15 protein-coding genes are annotated in these 17,008 nt (G+C 66.4%); 11 read left to right on the top strand and 4 right to left on the bottom strand.

The features are described 5' to 3' along the window. Positions 1-74 precede the first annotated feature (74 nt). Complete coding sequence (locus tag FBZ89_RS32115) at positions 75-302, top strand: type II toxin-antitoxin system Phd/YefM family antitoxin (RefSeq protein WP_145754522.1); 228 nt, start codon at positions 75-77, stop codon at positions 300-302. 127 nt (positions 303-429) lie between these two features. Here the strand turns inward: FBZ89_RS32115 and soxR are convergent, their stop codons facing one another. Continuing rightward, complete coding sequence (gene soxR, locus FBZ89_RS29335) at positions 430-948, bottom strand: redox-sensitive transcriptional activator SoxR (protein WP_145754515.1); 519 nt, start codon at positions 946-948, stop codon at positions 430-432. 316 nt (positions 949-1,264) lie between these two features. Here soxR and FBZ89_RS29330 point away from each other — a divergent pair, with 316 nt between their 5' ends. The 8 genes from FBZ89_RS29330 to FBZ89_RS29295 all read left to right on the top strand — a co-directional run bounded on the left by FBZ89_RS29330 (position 1,265) and on the right by FBZ89_RS29295 (position 11,933). Then, on the top strand, positions 1,265-3,625 hold the full coding sequence (locus FBZ89_RS29330; RefSeq protein WP_145754514.1) for a TonB-dependent receptor: 2,361 nt from the start codon (positions 1,265-1,267) through the stop codon (positions 3,623-3,625). 132 nt (positions 3,626-3,757) lie between these two features. Then, on the top strand, positions 3,758-4,747 hold the full coding sequence (locus tag FBZ89_RS29325) for a LysR family transcriptional regulator (RefSeq protein WP_145754512.1): 990 nt from the start codon (positions 3,758-3,760) through the stop codon (positions 4,745-4,747). Positions 4,748-4,843: 96 nt separating this feature from the next. Next, positions 4,844-5,272, top strand: a complete 429-nt coding sequence (locus FBZ89_RS29320) for a C40 family peptidase (RefSeq protein ID WP_145754510.1) — start codon at positions 4,844-4,846, stop codon at positions 5,270-5,272. 10 nt (positions 5,273-5,282) lie between these two features. After that, the gene (locus FBZ89_RS29315) at positions 5,283-5,711 is read left to right on the top strand and encodes a hypothetical protein (protein WP_145754509.1); all 429 of its coding nucleotides are present in this window, start codon (positions 5,283-5,285) and stop codon (positions 5,709-5,711) included. Positions 5,712-6,177: 466 nt separating this feature from the next. After that, positions 6,178-6,402: a hypothetical protein gene (locus FBZ89_RS29310; RefSeq protein ID WP_145754507.1), complete on the top strand. Its 225-nt coding sequence runs from the start codon at positions 6,178-6,180 to the stop codon at positions 6,400-6,402. Between the two features lie 281 nt (positions 6,403-6,683). Then, positions 6,684-7,457 carry an alpha/beta hydrolase gene (locus FBZ89_RS29305; protein WP_246173015.1) on the top strand — a complete coding sequence of 258 codons (774 nt, stop codon included), beginning with the start codon at positions 6,684-6,686 and terminating at the stop codon, positions 7,455-7,457. A 35-nt stretch (positions 7,458-7,492) separates the two neighbouring features. Then, complete coding sequence (locus FBZ89_RS29300) at positions 7,493-8,686, top strand: efflux RND transporter periplasmic adaptor subunit (RefSeq protein WP_145754504.1); 1,194 nt, start codon at positions 7,493-7,495, stop codon at positions 8,684-8,686. Positions 8,687-8,738: 52 nt separating this feature from the next. Then, positions 8,739-11,933 carry an efflux RND transporter permease subunit gene (locus FBZ89_RS29295; protein WP_145754502.1) on the top strand — a complete coding sequence of 1,065 codons (3,195 nt, stop codon included), beginning with the start codon at positions 8,739-8,741 and terminating at the stop codon, positions 11,931-11,933. A gap of 97 nt (positions 11,934-12,030) precedes the next feature. Here the strand turns inward: FBZ89_RS29295 and FBZ89_RS29290 are convergent, their stop codons facing one another. Together FBZ89_RS29290 and FBZ89_RS29285 are read right to left on the bottom strand one after the other, a co-directional pair. Further along, on the bottom strand, positions 12,031-12,318 hold the full coding sequence (locus tag FBZ89_RS29290; protein WP_145754500.1) for a type II toxin-antitoxin system RelE/ParE family toxin: 288 nt from the start codon (positions 12,316-12,318) through the stop codon (positions 12,031-12,033). A gap of 5 nt (positions 12,319-12,323) precedes the next feature. After that, the gene (locus FBZ89_RS29285; protein WP_145754499.1) at positions 12,324-12,506 is read right to left on the bottom strand and encodes a hypothetical protein; all 183 of its coding nucleotides are present in this window, start codon (positions 12,504-12,506) and stop codon (positions 12,324-12,326) included. Between the two features lie 156 nt (positions 12,507-12,662). Here FBZ89_RS29285 and FBZ89_RS29280 point away from each other — a divergent pair, with 156 nt between their 5' ends. Both FBZ89_RS29280 and FBZ89_RS29275 read left to right on the top strand, forming a co-directional pair. Beyond that, positions 12,663-13,907, top strand: coding sequence for an AGE family epimerase/isomerase (locus tag FBZ89_RS29280; RefSeq protein WP_145754497.1), 1,245 nt, complete (start codon positions 12,663-12,665; stop codon positions 13,905-13,907). A gap of 127 nt (positions 13,908-14,034) precedes the next feature. Further along, complete coding sequence (locus FBZ89_RS29275; protein WP_145754496.1) at positions 14,035-16,122, top strand: glycoside hydrolase family 31 protein; 2,088 nt, start codon at positions 14,035-14,037, stop codon at positions 16,120-16,122. 10 nt (positions 16,123-16,132) lie between these two features. Here the strand turns inward: FBZ89_RS29275 and FBZ89_RS29270 are convergent, their stop codons facing one another. Beyond that, positions 16,133-17,008: an alpha/beta hydrolase family protein gene (locus FBZ89_RS29270; protein WP_211115409.1), complete on the bottom strand. Its 876-nt coding sequence runs from the start codon at positions 17,006-17,008 to the stop codon at positions 16,133-16,135.

Genomic DNA, 17,008 nt, shown 5'->3' with positions numbered 1-17,008 from the left:
TGATCAATCATCCGGCGATTCTATAAGCTCCGTGTCAGCCGGAGAATCCCCAAACCGCAAAAAATCATTGATTCATTTATTTATCAACAGTCCCTAAGGTCGAGGCGGGTGAGGAAGTAATTATCACCCGCCACGGCCGTCCCGTCGCCAAACTCAGCCCTATCGATGGTGGCAAGGACATCGCCTCAGCGAAAGCAGCCGCATCCGCGCTGACGGCGCTGCGCCATTCCATCGCGGCCAAGGACCAGACGCCCTTCACAATGGCTGAGTTGGATGAATACCGTCTTGAAGGCCGTCGATGACCCTGTGCGTCATCGATAGCTCCGGCGCTGAGATCGGGCCTGCCGCTCGCCACTTTTGACAAGGCGTTGCGCCAAGCCGCCGCCTCAAGCAACGTTCCCCTGATGTTGCCTTAAGACCACCGTCGCCTTACTCCCCTGTCTCCCCCACGCCCGGCCGCAACAGCACCGGCCCCGCCGCATTGGCGCCCAAGCGGTCGTAGGGGTTGCGCAAGGGGCAGTCGGCCAGCGACAGACAGCCGCAACCGATGCAGGTTTCCAGTTGGTCGCGCAATTGCATCAGGCTGTCGATGCGCTGCTGCAGCATGTCCCTCCAGCCGCTTGACAGGCGGCGCCAGTCGGCCTGGGTGGGGGTGCGCCCGTCCGGTATGGTGCCCAGGGCGGCATGGATGTCCGCCAGGGCGATGCCGGCGCGCTGGGCCACGCGGATGATGGCGATGCGCCGCAGGATTTCGCGCGGGTAGCGGCGCTGGTTGCCGGTGCTGCGGCTGGCCGTTATCAGGCCCTTGCTCTCGTAGAAATGCAGGGTGGAAACGGCGACACCCGCGCGTTTCGCCACCTCCCCCACGGAAAGTTCACGTTTCAGTTTGGCAGGGGGCAGTTTGGCAGAGGGCAATTTGGCAGGGGGCAGCTTTGGCGAAGCAGGCATGGCGCAGACCTGAATCTGAACAATGGATGAGGTTTTATAGGGCCCGCCGATAACCAGGTGCAAGAATGTGACGACAGGACGGCGCCCCCCGCCCGCCAGCAGGCATCCCTTCGCATTTGCGGCATCTCGCCACCGCGGCAATTACTCAGTATATTGCCCTTTGGGCATAATCACGGTGGCCAGAAACCATTCGTTGTAAGTATAACTTGCATGATTTTGTAATGTTCCTGCGCCGATTCTGAAATCAAAACTTAATTTGCCGCACTGCGGTAGCCTGGCTATTACCCCAGAAATTTCATAACCCTGGGGGAAAGAAATGCAAATCCGTCACCTGTTGGCATCGGCCGCCGCCCTGGCGCTGATGACCGGCCTGACCCTGCCCGCGTCGGCCCAAAGGGCGCCCGACCAGAGGGCGCCCGACGCGGCCGCCGCCGACACCGATCAGATGCAGGAGGTCATCGTCACCTCGTCCCGCCGCTCCGCGTCGGAAATCGAGCTGCCGACGCGCGAGATCCAGGCCATCATGCCGGGCGTGAATGCGGTGAAGGCCATCAACATGCTGCCCGGCGTCATCTTCCAGAATGCCGATCCGTGGGGCAACAACGAGCAGAACTCCTCGCTCTACATCCACGGCTTCAACGCCCAGCAGCTGGGTTATACCCTGGATGGCGTGCCGCTGGGCGACCAGTCCTATGGCAACTACAACGGCCTGTCGCCGCAGCGCGCCATCATCAGCGAGAACATCGGCCGCATCAGCCTGGCGTCCGGCGCCGGTGACCTGGGCACCGCCTCCACCAGCAACCTGGGCGGCACGCTGGCCGTGTTCTCAGACGATCCCAAGGATGAGGCCGGCGCGCAGGTGGAGCAGGTGTTCGGCAGCTACGACACCTTCCGCACCTTCGCCCGCATCGACACCGGCGACCTGGGCGGCGGCAACAGCGGTTACGTCTCCTTCGTGCGGCAGGACTCCCGCGCCTGGGATTTCAACGGGCAGCAGGGCGGCTACCAGGTCAACGGCAAGTTCGTGCATGCCGGTGACAAGGGCACGCTGAAGGCCTTCTTCGACTGGTCGGACAAGGTCGAGCCCAACGAGGACGCAACCTCCATCGCCGCCAACCAGGCCTACCAGCCCTACACCCGCCCCTTCCTGTACCCGGATCTGGCCAAGGCGCTGACCTACGTGGACGCCAGGGGCAACACCCCGGCGGCCCTGGGCGCCAACTATTCCAACTATTTCAGCGCGGCGCAGCGTACCGACTACCTGGGCTACGTCAGCTATGACTACCAGTTCAGCGACGATTTGGTGTGGCACAACCAGGTGTACTACCACCACGACGACGGCCGTGGCATCGTGGCCCTGCCCATTAGCGGCGCCGCCTCGGTGTTCAAGGTCTATTACCCGACCCAGGACCTGAAGACCGTGCTGGGCAACACCGGCTACGGCGTGCGCACCACCGAGTACACCATCGACCGCGAGGGCGTGCGCTCCAACGCCACCTACACCCTGGGCGATCACCAGATCGAAGGTGGCGTGTGGTGGGAGCATAACGAGACCACGACCGCCCGGCGCTGGTACCAGCTGTCGCTGACCAACCCGCTGACGCCCTATGATGTCCCGGACAATGCGCTGTTCACCCAGGTGGAAAGCAAGATCACCAACGACGTGATCCAGCCCTACCTGCAGGACCAGTGGCAAGTGCTGCCCACCGTGAAGCTGCAGGCCGGTTTCAAGGCCAGCCTGCAGTTCGCCGACGGCAAGATGCCGGTGCAGCCCCTGCCTGGTTCCTACAGCGGCACCACCGTGAACCTGCCGCAGGGCCAGATCGACACCAAGGAGGGTTTCCTGCCGCAGGTGGGTGCCCTGTGGGACATCACCAGCAACGACCAGCTGTTCTTCAACATCCAGAAGAACCTGCGCCAGTACATCACCTATGGCCTGGGCGGCGCCTCGCCGTGGAGCCTGGGCAACCAGGCGGCCTTCGACCTGTTCAAGCAGACCGGCAACCCCGAGACCTCGTGGACCTATGAGGCCGGCTGGCGCGGCGACCACCCGGTGGACCTGGGCTTCATCACCGGCATCGGCGGCCAGATCAACTACTACCACGTCGATTTCAGCAACCGTCAGCTGCTGATCAGCCCGAACGCCACCCTCACCAGCTTCGTGGGCGGCGTCGGCATCCTGCAGAACGTGGGCAGCGTCACCACCGACGGCGTCGACGTGGCCGCCACCGTGCACCTGGGCGACCACTTCTCGGTCTACGACGCCCTGTCCTACAACCACTCCCAGTACGACCAGAACTACGTCAGCGGTGCCAGCACGGTGCAGACCGCCGGCAAGCTGATCCCCGGCGATCCGGAATGGATGAACCGCTTCATCGTCAGCACCAACTACGACGCCTTCGGGGCCAAGGTCAGCGGCGAGTACTACGGCAAGCGCTACGCCACCTACACCAACGACCTGTGGGTCCCGTCCTATTGGCAGTTCAACCTGGAGGCCAGCTACGATCTGGGCGCCATCGCCCCGGGCGTGAAGTCGTCCTCTATCGCGCTGAACGTCACCAACCTGATGGACAAAAAGGCGGCCAGCACCATCACCGTGGGCTCGGCCTCCGGCACCTACGCCATTTACCCGCTGGCCCCGCGCCAGTTCTTCGTCACCCTGAAGGCCGGGTTCTAAGCCTCGGGTTCTTGACGGCTGGAAGGGTTCCAGGGGCGCGTCCCTGGAACCCAGCCTCCGGCGCGCCCCTCTGGAACTGGGCAACGTTCCTGCCTACATTGCTCCGGACCCATGTTCGTTCCGGGGATACCCATGGACAAGTTGCAGGCGATGCAGGTCTTCACCCGCATCGTGGAAGTGAACAGTTTCTCCAAGGCGGCGGACACGCTGGGCCTGCCCCGCGCGTCCGTCACCACCATCATCCAGAACCTGGAAGGCTTCCTGGGCGTGCGGCTGCTGCAGCGGACGACGCGGCGCCTGAGCCTGACCCCCGACGGCGCCGCCTATTACGAACGCGCCGTCCGCATCCTGTCCGACATCGATGAGGCGGAATCCTCCTTCGCCAACATGAAGAAGAACCCGCGTGGCAAGCTGCGCGTGGACATGCCGGGCGCCATCGGCCGGCTGCTGGTCATTCCCCGCGTCCATGAATTCCGCCGGCAATATCCCGACATCGACCTGATGATCGGCATGGGCGACCGGCCGGTGGACCTGGTGCAGGACGGCGTGGACTGCGTGGTCCGCGTGGGCCATCTTCAGGACAGCAGCCTGATCGCGCGACGTGTGGGCGTGTTCCAGGGCGTGACCTGCGCCAGCCCGGCCTACATCGCCGCCTACGGTGTGCCCGAAACGCTGGAGGATCTGGAGCGCCACCAGGCCGTGAACTATTTCCACAGCCGCACCGGCAAGATCGTCGACCTGTCCTTCATCGTGGAGGGCGAGGTGCAGGAGGTGAAGGCCGCCGGCCCGGTGGCCGTGAACGACGCCGACGCTTATCTCACCTGCGGGTTGGAGGGGCTGGGGATCATCCAGCCGCCCTATTTCATGGCCAAGCCCTACCTGTTGTCCGGCCAGCTGAAGGAACTGCTGCCCCGGTGGAAGCCGGAGCCCATGCCCATCTCCGCCGTCTATCCCCACAACCGCCACCTGTCGCCCAAGGTGCGGGTGTTCGTGGACTGGGTGGCCGACCTGTTCGACAGCTGCCCCCTGTTCAACGGCCAGGCCACCCTCTGCCCGGAAAAGCCGCCCGCCCCGGTCACGGCCGATGTGGAGGATGAGGAGAAGTGCCTGATCTGCGCGTAATTCTTCACTGGGATTATACCCTGTGGTGATCATTGCCAGCCTTAACCCTTGATCTACCCTAACTGGCCGAGGAACAATCAACCCGGATAGGATGTCATGAGCGATACTTTGGCAACCGGCCCAGGCGATACCAAGATCGTCGAAGCAGCCAAGGGCGTGTGGGAAAAGGCCAAGGGCAAGCCATACACGTGGAACGGCCATACCACGAACGGTTTCGATTGCTCGGGCTTTACCATGTACGTGCTGAAACAGGCGTATCCGTCACTGGGGCTTGACTTCATGACCGCCGGCAGCATCTTCGCCAGCCCCCATTTCATCCCGGTAACCGGCACCCCGGAAGCCGGCGATCTCATTTGCTTCCGTAAAGGGCCGGAAGTTCCTTATGACCACGTCGGCATCGTTTATGATACGACCCACTGGATCGGGTCGCAGACATCAACCGGCGTCGCACTGGTCTCGTTCAACGACTTCTTTTGGTCAAAAAAGCCGCATTTCTTCATCAGGCTCGTGAAGGCCATCAGTTGAGATCGCCCCGATGAGATCGATCCACGCATTGAGCGTCATTCTTCCCTTGGCGCTGGGACATCCCGCCTGCGCCCAGACAGCGGCACCATTCTGGCAAAAGACCTGGACCGTCACCGCCATCGAGGGGGGGACAGTCCAGGATCGCGCCCTGCTCTCTTCCGCCATCGGCTTGCAGGTCGCCATGAAGGCCGACACGCTGACGGACCCCTTCGCGGAAGACTGCACCCGCGGCCTGAGCTATGATGACATCAAGTCCCGGCCCGTCAGCGAACTGGGCCAGCATTTCGGTGACAGTTGGAAATGGCCAGCATTCTCTAATGCCCAGGCGACCTATGGCTGGGTCCGCTGCGACGGCAGCAACGTCGGTGCGTTCGCTTTCGTCGATGCGCAAAAAGCCTATTTGTTTTATGAAGCCGGTGCCATTCTGGTTTTGAAGTAGGCGCCCCGCCGCCGCATCGCGGCACCCATCCCGCTGATTATGCGGTTTTTCCTAAACAGAGTATTCGCATTATCGCGTATTCCGCCTAGAGCGGTGTTCGCTATGATGGAACCGTTGCTGCAGTGCCGGTCACGGACCGGACGGCAGCCTGGACCCGGGGGATGCTTTCAGGGTCCGCCGTCGTGAAACCGCCCCGTTCGGGGCCCTAACCTAGTATCGCGGTCTGATCGTCCTTTTCCACCGGGGCTATCCCCCGGGAAGGGGCGCGGACGCGTTGTCGCTGGCGTGATCCCTGGTCTTGGCAGTCACAGGTCACACCGTTCCATTCCTGATGCCGGCACCCCGCCGGATCCCGCGGCTGATACCGCCGCCCGCGTCCGCGCCGATTTGACGGCGGGAAACGGGACGCGACCGCCGCCGATTCCGGCGTATGCCTGGCATCACCCGTTCGTGAGGAGTTCGTTCGATGGCCGCACCGATCCTTGATGCCCAGCGCCGCCTGACGCTTCCCCATCCCTTCGCCCCCAGCCCATTGCTGGGGGAGTTGCCGGTACCCGCCCCCCTGTTGACCGCGGACGCCCGCATGACCCTGGCGGTCCTGGCGGCCATGGGTGCCGGGCTGTCCCTGTTCGCCGGCCTGGCGCTGTGCGACCTGTTCCCCTTCATCGGCGTCATGCTGCGGGGCTTCTAAACCCGTCTCTATCCGACAATCGGCTTACGTGGCCTGTCCCTGGGCCACCTACGCGCACCGCAGCGCATCAGCCGCGGTGCGCGTTTCCGTCTCCGGCGCTCTCGATTGTTCTGACAATCCGAATTGTGTAGCAGCGAAACACTGATTTATTCGCCGCAACACCCCTCATACAGTCCACCCTGTCATAACCAGGAGGGACGCACCCGCGTCCGTGTGAAATGTCCAGGCCATCGCGCCATAATCCCTGTGAAACAACCGCCAGCGGCCCGGATGAGGTGACCGTGTGCGAGACGCGCATCCCGGGCTATGCCCAGGAGGTGACCTTGCGCCTGTACCGTCCGGCCGTGGCGCGCAAGAGCCTGCGGCCCTCGCTGCCGGTCGTGCTGGTGTTCCACGGCGGTGGCTTCACCAAGGGCGGGCTGGACGATGCCGATCCGGCGGCGCGCTTCATCGCCACGCACACGCCGGCCTTCGTCATCTCCGTGGGCTATTCCCTGGCCCCGGCCCACCCCTTCCCCGCCGCCCCCGGCGACGCCTATCGCGCGGCGTTGTGGGCCACCGAACATGCCAAGGACTTCGGCGGCGCCGCCAACCGCCTGGGCGTGGCCGGATACGATGCCGGCGGGCACATCGTCGCCTCGCTGACCTTCATCGCCCGTGACCAGGGTGACGTGCCGCTGAAGGCGCAGGTGCTGATCGGCCCCATGCTGGACCCCAGCCTGACCCGGGTGGGGGACGAAACGCTGCTGAGTTCGGACATCACCATCGCCGACTGCGCCAAGTGCTACCGCGCCTATCTGCCGGAAGCGGCGCAGCGCCTGCATCCCTATGCGGCGCCGCTGGAATCCCGGCGCCTGGCCGGCCTGCCCCCGGCGCTGATCGTCACGGCCCAGAACGACGTGCTGCACGTCGAGGCCGAGAAGTACGCGGGTCAACTGATCGGGGCCGGCGTGCCCACCGAGGTGACCCGTTTCCCCCGCGTTTCCCATGCCGACCTTGCCGCCAACCCTTCGGCCCTGGCGGCCATCGCCAACTTCCTCGGGCGTCGCCTGTAACGCCCCGCCAACGCCGTATCAAGGAGTATCATCCCATGTCCAACACGCGCACGAAGCTGGTGCTGGCGCTGGCCGCCGGCGTCGCCCTGGTCGCCATCGGCGGCTTTTTCCTGCACGGCCCCTCCGGCGCCCAGGCCGCCTCCACCCCCGCCGCCCCGCCGGCGGCAGAGGTGGACGTGGCCCCGGTGCTGGCCCGCACCGTCGTCGACTGGCAGAGCTATTCCGGCCGGCTGGAGGCGGTGGAGCATGTGGACATCCGTCCGCAGATCTCCGGCCCCATCGTGGCCGTGAACTTCAAGAACGGCGCCCTGGTGAAGAAGGGCGACCTGCTGTTCACCATCGACCCCCGCCCCTTCCAGGCGGAGGTCGACCGGGCCGAGGCGGCGCTGGCGTCGGCGCAGTCGCGCCTGCGTTTCGCCACCACGGATCTGGAGCGCGCCCGCAAGCTGATCACCAGCAACGCCATCCCCCAGCGGGACCTGGATGACCGCGAGAACACTTCCCGCACCGCCGCCGCCGACGTGAAGGCGGCCGAGGCGGCGCTGGAGGTGGCGCGCCTGAATCTCAGCTATACCCGCGTGGTGGCGCCGGTGGACGGCCGCGTCTCCCGGGCGGAGATCACGGTGGGCAACATCGTGGCCGCCGGTGCGGCCAGCGTGCCCCTGACCACGCTGGTCTCCGTCTCGCCCATCTACGCCTCCTTCGACGTGGATGAGCAGACCTACCTGCGCTACATCGCCAGCGTGAAGGACGGCACCGCGCCGGTGCAGCTGGGCCTCGCCACCGAGGACGGCTATTCCCGCGCCGGCTCGGTGGAGCATGTGGACAACCACCTGGACACCGTGTCCGGCACCATCCGCGTGCGCGCCAAGTTCGACAACGCGGACGGCCTGCTGGTCCCCGGCCTGTACGCCCGCATCAAGGTGGGTGGCAGCAGCCCGCATGAGGCCCTGCTGGTGGACGATCGCGCCATCGGCACCGACCAGGACAAGAAGTACGTCCTGGTGGTCGGCGACGACAACAAGGTCGCCTACCGCGAGGTCGCCCTGGGCGGCATGCAGGATGGCCTGCGCGTCATCACCAAGGGCCTGAAGGCGGGGGAGCGCATCGTCGTCAACGGCGTGCAGTTCGCCCGCCCCGGCGACGCGGTGAAGCCCAAGAACGTCGCCATGGCGGGCGAGAACCCCGCCACCCAGCCCCGGCAAACCGCCGCCGGTTCCGCCCTGTGAGGCGTAACCCCCGAGGTGCCTGGATGAACGCCCGTTCCCTTAGAGAACAGCCATGAACATCTCCCGTTTCTTCATCGATAGGCCGATTTTCGCCGGCGTGTTGTCGGTGGCCATTTTCGTGGCCGGCCTGATATCCGTGTTCCAACTGCCCATCTCGGAATATCCCGAGGTGGTGCCCGCCACCGTGGTGGTGCACGCCCAATACCCGGGCGCCAACCCCAAGGTCATCGCCGAAGCCGTCGCAGCACCGTTGGAAGAGCAGATCAACGGCGTCGAGAACATGCTGTACATGCAGTCGCAGGCCAACAGCGACGGCAACCTGGCGGTGACGGTCACCTTCAAGCTGGGCACCAATCCCGACCTGGCCCAGCAGATGGTGCAGAACCGCGTCTCGCAGGCGCTGCCGCGCCTGCCGGAGGACGTGCAGCGCCTGGGTGTCACGACGATCAAGAGCTCCCCCACCCTGACCATGGTGGTGCACCTGATCTCGCCCAACGACCGCTATGACATGACCTATCTGCGCAACTATGCCGTCCTGAACGTGAAGGACCGGCTGGAACGCATCCAGGGCGTGGGCCAGGTCCAGGTCTGGGGCTCGGGCGACTATTCCATGCGCGTCTGGCTGGACCCGCAGAAGGTGGCCCAGCGCAACCTGACCGCCGAGGACGTGGTCAACGCCATCCGCGACCAGAACGTCCAGGTGGCGGCGGGCGTTATCGGCTCGTCCCCGTCCGTGAAGGGCGTACCCCTGCAGCTGTCGGTGAACGCCCGCGGCCGTCTGAAGACGGAGGCGGAGTTCGGCGACATCATCCTGCAGACCACGGCCGACGGTGGTGTCACCTACCTGCGCGACGTGGCCCGCATTGAGCTGGCGGCGTCGGAATACGGCCTGCGCGCCCTGCTGGACAACAAGCCGGCCGTGGCCATGGCCATCAACCAGTCGCCCGGCGCCAATTCGCTGGCCATTTCCGACGAGGTCCGCAAGACCATGGCGGAACTGGCGGCCGACATGCCGCCGGGTGTGGAATACCGCATCGTCTATGACCCGACGCAGTTCGTCCGCGCCAGCATCAACGCGGTGATCCACACCCTGCTGGAAGCCATCACCCTGGTGGTGATCGTGGTCATCGTCTTCCTGCAGACCTGGCGGGCGTCCATCATCCCGCTGCTGGCGGTGCCCGTCTCCATCGTCGGCACCTTCGCCCTGCTGCTGGCCTTCGGTTATTCCATCAACGCGCTGTCGCTGTTCGGCATGGTGCTGGCCATCGGCATCGTGGTCGACGACGCCATCGTCGTGGTGGAAAACGTCGAGCGCAACATCGAGGCGGGGCTGTCGCCCAAGGAAGCGACCTACCAGGCCATGCGTGAGGTCAGCGGCCCCATCATCGCCATCGCCCTGACCCTGGTGGCCGTGTTCGTGCCGCTGGCGGCCATGAGCGGCCTGACCGGCCAGTTCTACAAGCAGTTCGCGATGACCATCGCGATCTCCACCGTCATCTCCGCCTTCAACTCGCTGACCATGTCCCCCGCCCTGGCGGCCCTGCTGCTGAAGGGTCACCATGACGGCCAGGATTGGCTGACGCGCGGCATGAACACCGTGCTGGGCCCCTTCTTCCGGGGCTTCAACAAGGTGTTCCACCGCGGGTCCCAGGCCTATGGCAACAGCGTGGGCGGCGTCATCCGGCACAAGGGCATCATGGTCGGCGTTTATGTCGCCCTGCTGGGTGCCACCATCTTCCTGGGTAACACCGTGCCCGGCGGCTTCGTGCCCGCCCAGGACAAGGAATACCTGGTGACCTTCGCCCAGCTGCCCAACGGCGCCTCGCTGGACCGCACGGAGGAGGTCATCCGCAAGATGTCGGAGATCGCGATGAAGCAGCCGGGCGTGACCCATGCGGTCTCGTTCCCCGGCCTGTCGGTCAACGGCTTCACCAACAGCTCCAGCGCCGGCATCGTCTTCGTCCCGCTGGAACATTACGACGATCGTCCCGGCCATATCTCGGCCGCCGAGATCGCCGCCAACCTGCGCAAGGAATACGCGGGCATCAAGGACGCCTACATCGCCGTCTTCCCGCCCCCGCCCGTCATGGGCCTGGGCACCCTGGGCGGTTTCAAGCTGCAGCTTGAGGATACCGGCGCCCTGGGCTACGAGGCCATGGCCAAGGCGTCCAACGACTTCATCGCCAAGGCCATGAAGACGCCGGAGCTGGGGCCGACGTTCTCCAGCTACCAGATCAACGTTCCGCAGCTGAACGTGGACCTGGACCGGGTGAAGGCCAAACAGCTGGGCGTGTCGGTCAACGACGTCTTCGACACCATGCAGATTTACCTGGGCTCGCTGTACGTCAATGACTTCAACAGCTTCGGCCGCGTCTACCAGGTGCGGGTGCAGGCGGACGCCCCGTTCCGCGCCCATGCTGACGACATCGGCCTGCTGAAGACCCGCAACGCCCAGGGCATGATGGTGCCGCTGTCGTCGCTGGTCAGCGTCAGCCCGACCTACGGTCCGGAGATGGTGGTGCGCTACAACGGCTACACCGCCGCCGACATCAACAGCGGCCCGGCCCCGGGCTATTCCACCAACCAGGCCCAGGCCGCCGCGGAGCGGATCGCGCATGAGGTCCTGCCCCGGGGAATCAAGCTGGAATGGACGGACCTGACCTACCAGCAGATCCTGGCCGGCAACTCCGCCCTGTGGGTGTTCCCCATCAGCGTGCTGCTGGTCTTCCTGGTGCTGGCCGCCCAGTACGAGAGCCTGACCCTGCCGCTGGCCATCCTGCTGATCGTGCCCATGAGCCTGATGTCGGCCCTGGCCGGCCTGTGGCTGACGGGCAGTGACAACAACATCTTCACCCAGATCGGCTTCATGGTGTTGGTGGGCCTGTCGGCCAAGAACGCCATCCTGATCGTGGAGTTCGCCCGTGAACTGGAAATCCACGGCAAGACCCCCGTCCAGGCCGCGATTGAGGCCAGCCGCCTGCGTCTGCGTCCCATCCTGATGACCTCCATCGCCTTCATCATGGGTGTGGTGCCCCTGGTGATGTCGACGGGGCCCGGCGCCGAGATGCGCCACGCCATGGGTGTCGCCGTGTTCTTCGGCATGCTGGGCGTGACCTTCTTCGGCCTGGGGCTGACCCCGGTGTTCTACGTCCTGCTGCGCAAGCTGGCGGGCGGCAAGCTGATCACCCACGAGAAGCTGGACCAACCGGCCATCGCCGGCCACACGGCGCCGCACGCCGCCGAGTGATCGCACCCGCCGCCTTCCTCTCCCCCCTAGAAGCGGCGGTTACGATGCGGCCCGGGTTCCTTGACGGAACCCGGGCCGTTTTTCTTGGGAGGAGGTCTTAAGAGGCCGGCCAATCCTGAGCACTGTGCCAAATCCGCAGGATTGTCGCGCTTTTCCGGTCATCGACCTCGTAGACGATGATGTAAGGGCGGATGGTCACCAGTTCGCGCGTTCCAGGCACACGTCCGTGTCTCCCACGATTTGGAAAAATCGCTAAGCTGTCTGCCGCCAGCAGCAATTCGCGGCCAACCCGCTGGGCTGCGATTGGGTTTTCCGCATGAATATGGGCGATGATCTTTGCAAGGTCCGCGAAGGCCACAGGGCGCCACGTGACCTGCTCAGTCATGCTGATTACCGAGGAACGGGATGCGGCACGTCGAAATTGCCGGCGGCGATCTCCAGCAGCCATGCCCGCACCTCAGAATGCGGGATACCGCGATGATCCGCCCGGGCCTCCGCCACGGCAGCGGTCAAAGCCGCCAATTCGGCAGCCTCCTCGTCGCTCAAAGGCGTTTTGGGTTCCGGCTTGCTCATATCCAGAAGATGGCATCGCCGCGATCGTATGTCGAGTGGCGTTCCCAAAAACGAAACCCATCCAGTCACCAAATTATTACCGCCTTGCCTCTGGCCCGCATGGGCAACGCCTTTTATCGTCTTGGAAATTTCCCCCGAGAGCCGACCGGAAGGCGAATGATGATGCAAGCGGCTGTGCTGTCCTCCACCATCTCCAACTCCACCCCCACCGGCGCCGTGGCCGACGCTGCCGCGGTGCGTGGCCAGCTTAAGGCCTGGCTGGTGGAGCGGGCCTATCCCCTGTGGTGGGAGGTGGGGGCGGACCGGGTGAACGGCGGCTTCCATGAGAAGCTGGGGCTGGACGGCAGGCCGACCAACGACGCGCGCCGCGCCCGGGTGCAGGCCCGCCAGGTCTATTCCTATTCCGTAGCCGCCAAGTCCGGCTGGAACGGCCCGGTGCGCGAGGCGGCGGAGCATGGCCTGACCTTCTTCCTGAACCACTACCGCCGGCCCGATGGCCTGTTCCGCACCAAGGTGGCGCCGGACGGCACCGCCCTGGACGACACCGTCGTGCTGTACGACCAGGCCTTCGCCCTGTTCGCGCTCGCCGCCGCGCAGAGCGCCACGCCGGAGAGCCGCAGGGCGGAGGAGATGGCCGTGGCCCTGCGCCAGCGCCTGCTGGACACCCTGCACCACGCCCAGGGCGGGTTCGAGGAGAGCCACCCCCGCACCCTGCCACTGCTGTCCAACCCGCATATGCACATGCTGGAGGCGTCGCTGGCCTGGATGGAGCAGGGTGGCGACGGCGGCTGGCGCGACCTGGCGGAAGAGATCGTGGGCCTGGCGCTCAGCCGCTTCATCGACGACGACATGGGCGGGCTGAAGGAATTCTTCGACGGCGACTGGCGGCCCCAGGCCGGCACGTCCGGCCGCATCGTCGAGCCGGGACACCAGTTCGAATGGTCCTGGCTGATGCTGCGCTGGGCGGCACTGACCGGCAGCAAGGCGGCCGCCGACGCCGCCTGGCGCATGATCGCCGTGGGCGAGGGCCCGGGCGTGGACCCGGCGCGGGGCGTGGCCATGAACGCCCTGCTGGACGACCTCACCCCCCACGATCCCGTCGCCCGCCTGTGGCCGCAGACGGAGCGCATCAAGTGCGCCGTGCTGGCGGCACTGGCCACCCGCGACGACGCCGACCGCAGCGACACCTACTGGACCATGGCCGCCAATGGCGGGCGCGGCCTGATGAAGTACTTCGACACCCCGGTGAAGGGCCTGTGGCGCGACCGCCTGAACCCCGACGGCACCTTCGTCGAAGAGGCCGCCCCCGCCAGCAGCTTCTACCACATCGTCTGCGCCATCCAGGAACTGGACCGGGCGCTGGCCGCCATTGGGCACCCAGAGGCCGGCCACCCGGGCTGAAGTCCTTGTTCTGACGTCAGAACGGCGGTTCCACGTGTCCCGGCCCTGCGGGGAAACCCTGGCAGGGCCGGTGCCGATTGGGGTATGGGCTTAACCCTATGACCCGGCGGCAGCGAGGAACGGAGCCATGAGCGTGGTGCAGGATATGGTCGGCGCGACGGCGTCCCCCAATTGGGGCCGCATTCCCGCCGTAACCGTGACGACCAAGGCCCGCCTGGTGGGCGACACCATCCTGCTGGAAACCGACGCCGGACCCCTGTGGCTGACGCTGCACGCCTTCGGCGCCCGCCTGCGCACAGGCGAGCGAGCCATCGGCGGCTATGGCCTGCTGGCGGCCGAGCCGGCGCCGCTGACGCCCACCCTGGCGGCGGAGGGCGACCGCACCGTGGTCACGGCCGGCGGCCTGACGTGCACGCTGGACCACACGCCCCTGTCCTTCACCCTCACCCGGGCCGACGGCCGGGTCGTGCAGTCCTCCCCCACCGATGGGCATTTCGTCCGCCGCTTCCGCCTGCCCCCCTTCGCCAAGCTGGACGACGCCTGGTTCGTCAGCCTGGACCTGAAGTCTGGCGAGCCGGTCTACGGCCTGGGGGAGAAGTGGGGGCAACTGGACCATCGCGGGCAGTTGCTGCGGTCGCGCAACGAGGACGCGCTGGGCGTCAACGGCCAGTGGTCCTACAAGAACACGCCCTTCGCCTGGAGCCCCGAGGGCTGGGGCCTGCTGGCGCACACGCCCAGCCCCGTCACCCACGGCGTGGGCTACGCCCCCTGGTCGCAGCGCGCCTACGGCCTGGTGGTGGAGGATGATCACCTGGACCTGTTCCTGTTCACCGGCGACGACGGTGCCGCCCTGCTGGAACAATACACCGGCCTGACCGGCCGGGCGCCGGTGCCGCCGCTGTGGAGCCTGGGCGTCATCCTGTCCAAGGCCTATTACCGCACGCCGGAGGAGGTCATCGCCGTGGCGACGGAGGTGCGGGCCAAGGGCATGCCCTGCGACACCATCACCTTCGACGGCCGCGCCTGGCAGGACACCGACACCCGCTTCGCCTTCGAATGGGATCCGAAGCGCTTCCAAGACCCCGCCGCCACGCTGGCGACCCTGAAGGCCATGGACTTCAAGATCTGCGCCTGGGAATACCCGCTGGTGTCGGTCAACAACCCCCTGTTCGATGAACTGGCCGCCAAGGGTTGGCTGCTCAAGGATCGGCGCACGGGTGAGGCCTATCGTTACACGTGGGATCTGGAACCCTTCGGCCCCGTCCTGACCCCCCTGCCCGACAGCGGCCTGATCGACTTCACCCATCCCGACGCCTACGCCTACTGGCGCGACTGCCACAAGCCGCTGTTCGAGGCCGGCGTGGACATGATCAAGGCGGACTTCGGCGAGCAGGTGGAGCCCGACATGCTGGCCAGCAATGGCGAGACCGGGCACGCCCTGCACAATGTCTATGCCCACCTTTACAACCGCTGCGTCTATGAGGCGGCTGAGGCGTACTGCGCCAGCGGGCCCTTCCTGTTCTCCCGCGCCAGCTGGATCGGGGCGCAGCGCTATCCCGCCCAGTGGGGCGGCGACCCGCAGGCGGATTGGGAAGGCATGGCCGGCAATTTGCGCGGCGGCCTGTCCTGGGGCCTGAGCGGCGCACCCTACTACGCCACCGACGTCGGTGGCTTCTACCGCGACCAGCGCGACCCCATCCTCTATGTCCGCTGGGCGCAGGCGGCCGTCTTCTCCGCCCATATGCGCCTGCACGGCATCGGCCCGCGGGAGCCGTGGTCCTATGGGCCGGAGGCGGAGGCCGCCACCCTGGCCGCCCTGAAGCTGCGCTATCGCCTGATCCCCTATCTGCACGCCGGCATGGAGACCGCCGCCGCCACCGGCCTGCCGGTGCAGCGCGCCATGGCCCTGGCCTGCCCCGGCGACCGCGCCGCGTGGGCCTTCGAGGATCAGTTCTTCTGCGGCCCCGACCTGCTGGTCGCCCCCTGCCTGAACGCCGCCGGCACCGTCACCGTCTACCTGCCCGCCGGGCAATGGCACCGCTTCCCCGACGGCGCGGCGCTGGAAGGCGGGTGCGTTCACACACTAACTCTGGCGCTGGACGAGATGGCGGTGTTCGCCCGCGCCGGCACCCGCATTCCCCTGGGGCCGGAGGTGGAGCATACCGGCGCCCTGGGCGGCCGGCCGGTGGTGGCGGGGTATTGGTCGGCGGGTTGAGGCGGGTGCGTCAGGGCAGCCAGCCGGGGATGGCCTTCATCTCCGGCCGCCGGGCCAGGGTGGCCCAGGATGCCGCCCAGCAGCAGCCGTGGTCCTGGCCGGGCACGGTGATGATGGTGGCGGACGCGGGCGTGGGTTGATGCGCCACGAAGGACTGGGCGATGGCGACATCCACCACCTTGTCGTCGGCACCCACGAAATGAACCTGCGGCCGGCCCGCCAGCTTGGCGGCGCCGGTAACGGGATCGATCGACTGCGACAGCGGCGTCAGGTCCAGCGTTTTGGTCCACAGGCCGAAGTCCAGGTTGCCGGACACGGTGACCAGGCCGGCCACGTCGGCGCGCCGTTCCGCCAGCACCGCCGCCAGGCCGCCGCCGCCGGAATATCCCACCAGCACCAGGCGTTGCGCGCGGGCGTCGGCCTTCAGCCGGTCCAGCGCCAGGCCGGCGCTGTCCGCCACCTCGGGCGCCAGGCGCGCCTTGGTCCAGTAGCCCACCTGGCAGTTCCGCGGGCGGGTTTCCATGACATACTGGCAGGGCCGGGCGAGATAGGCGACGGGCCCTGTGCCGGGATGCCCCATGGCCAGGCGCAGGGCCAGGGGATCGGTGGGTGTGGGATCCTGCGACGGCTCGCGCGCCGACAGATAGGCCAGGCCGTCGCCCTCGATATAGACGGTCAGCACGTCGTTACCGACGCCCCCGGCGTTCGGCTTGACCGCCATCGCCAGGTCGAAACTGCCCGCCGAAAGGTAATCCCAGCGCCAGCCACCACCCTGGGCCAGGGCGGGTCCCCGCTCCTGCCGGCCATGGATGCCGGAGCAGGCGGCCAAGCCGCCCGCCAGCACCCCCCCTGCCAACATCAGGGCCACCAGGGCGCGGGCCCGCAT

Source organism: Nitrospirillum amazonense, from assembly GCF_007828045.1.
GTDB classification, from domain to species: Bacteria; Pseudomonadota; Alphaproteobacteria; order Azospirillales; family Azospirillaceae; genus Nitrospirillum; species Nitrospirillum amazonense_C.
The sequence above is the reverse complement of the archived record's forward strand: the minus strand, read 5'-3'. Positions and strand labels throughout refer to the sequence as shown.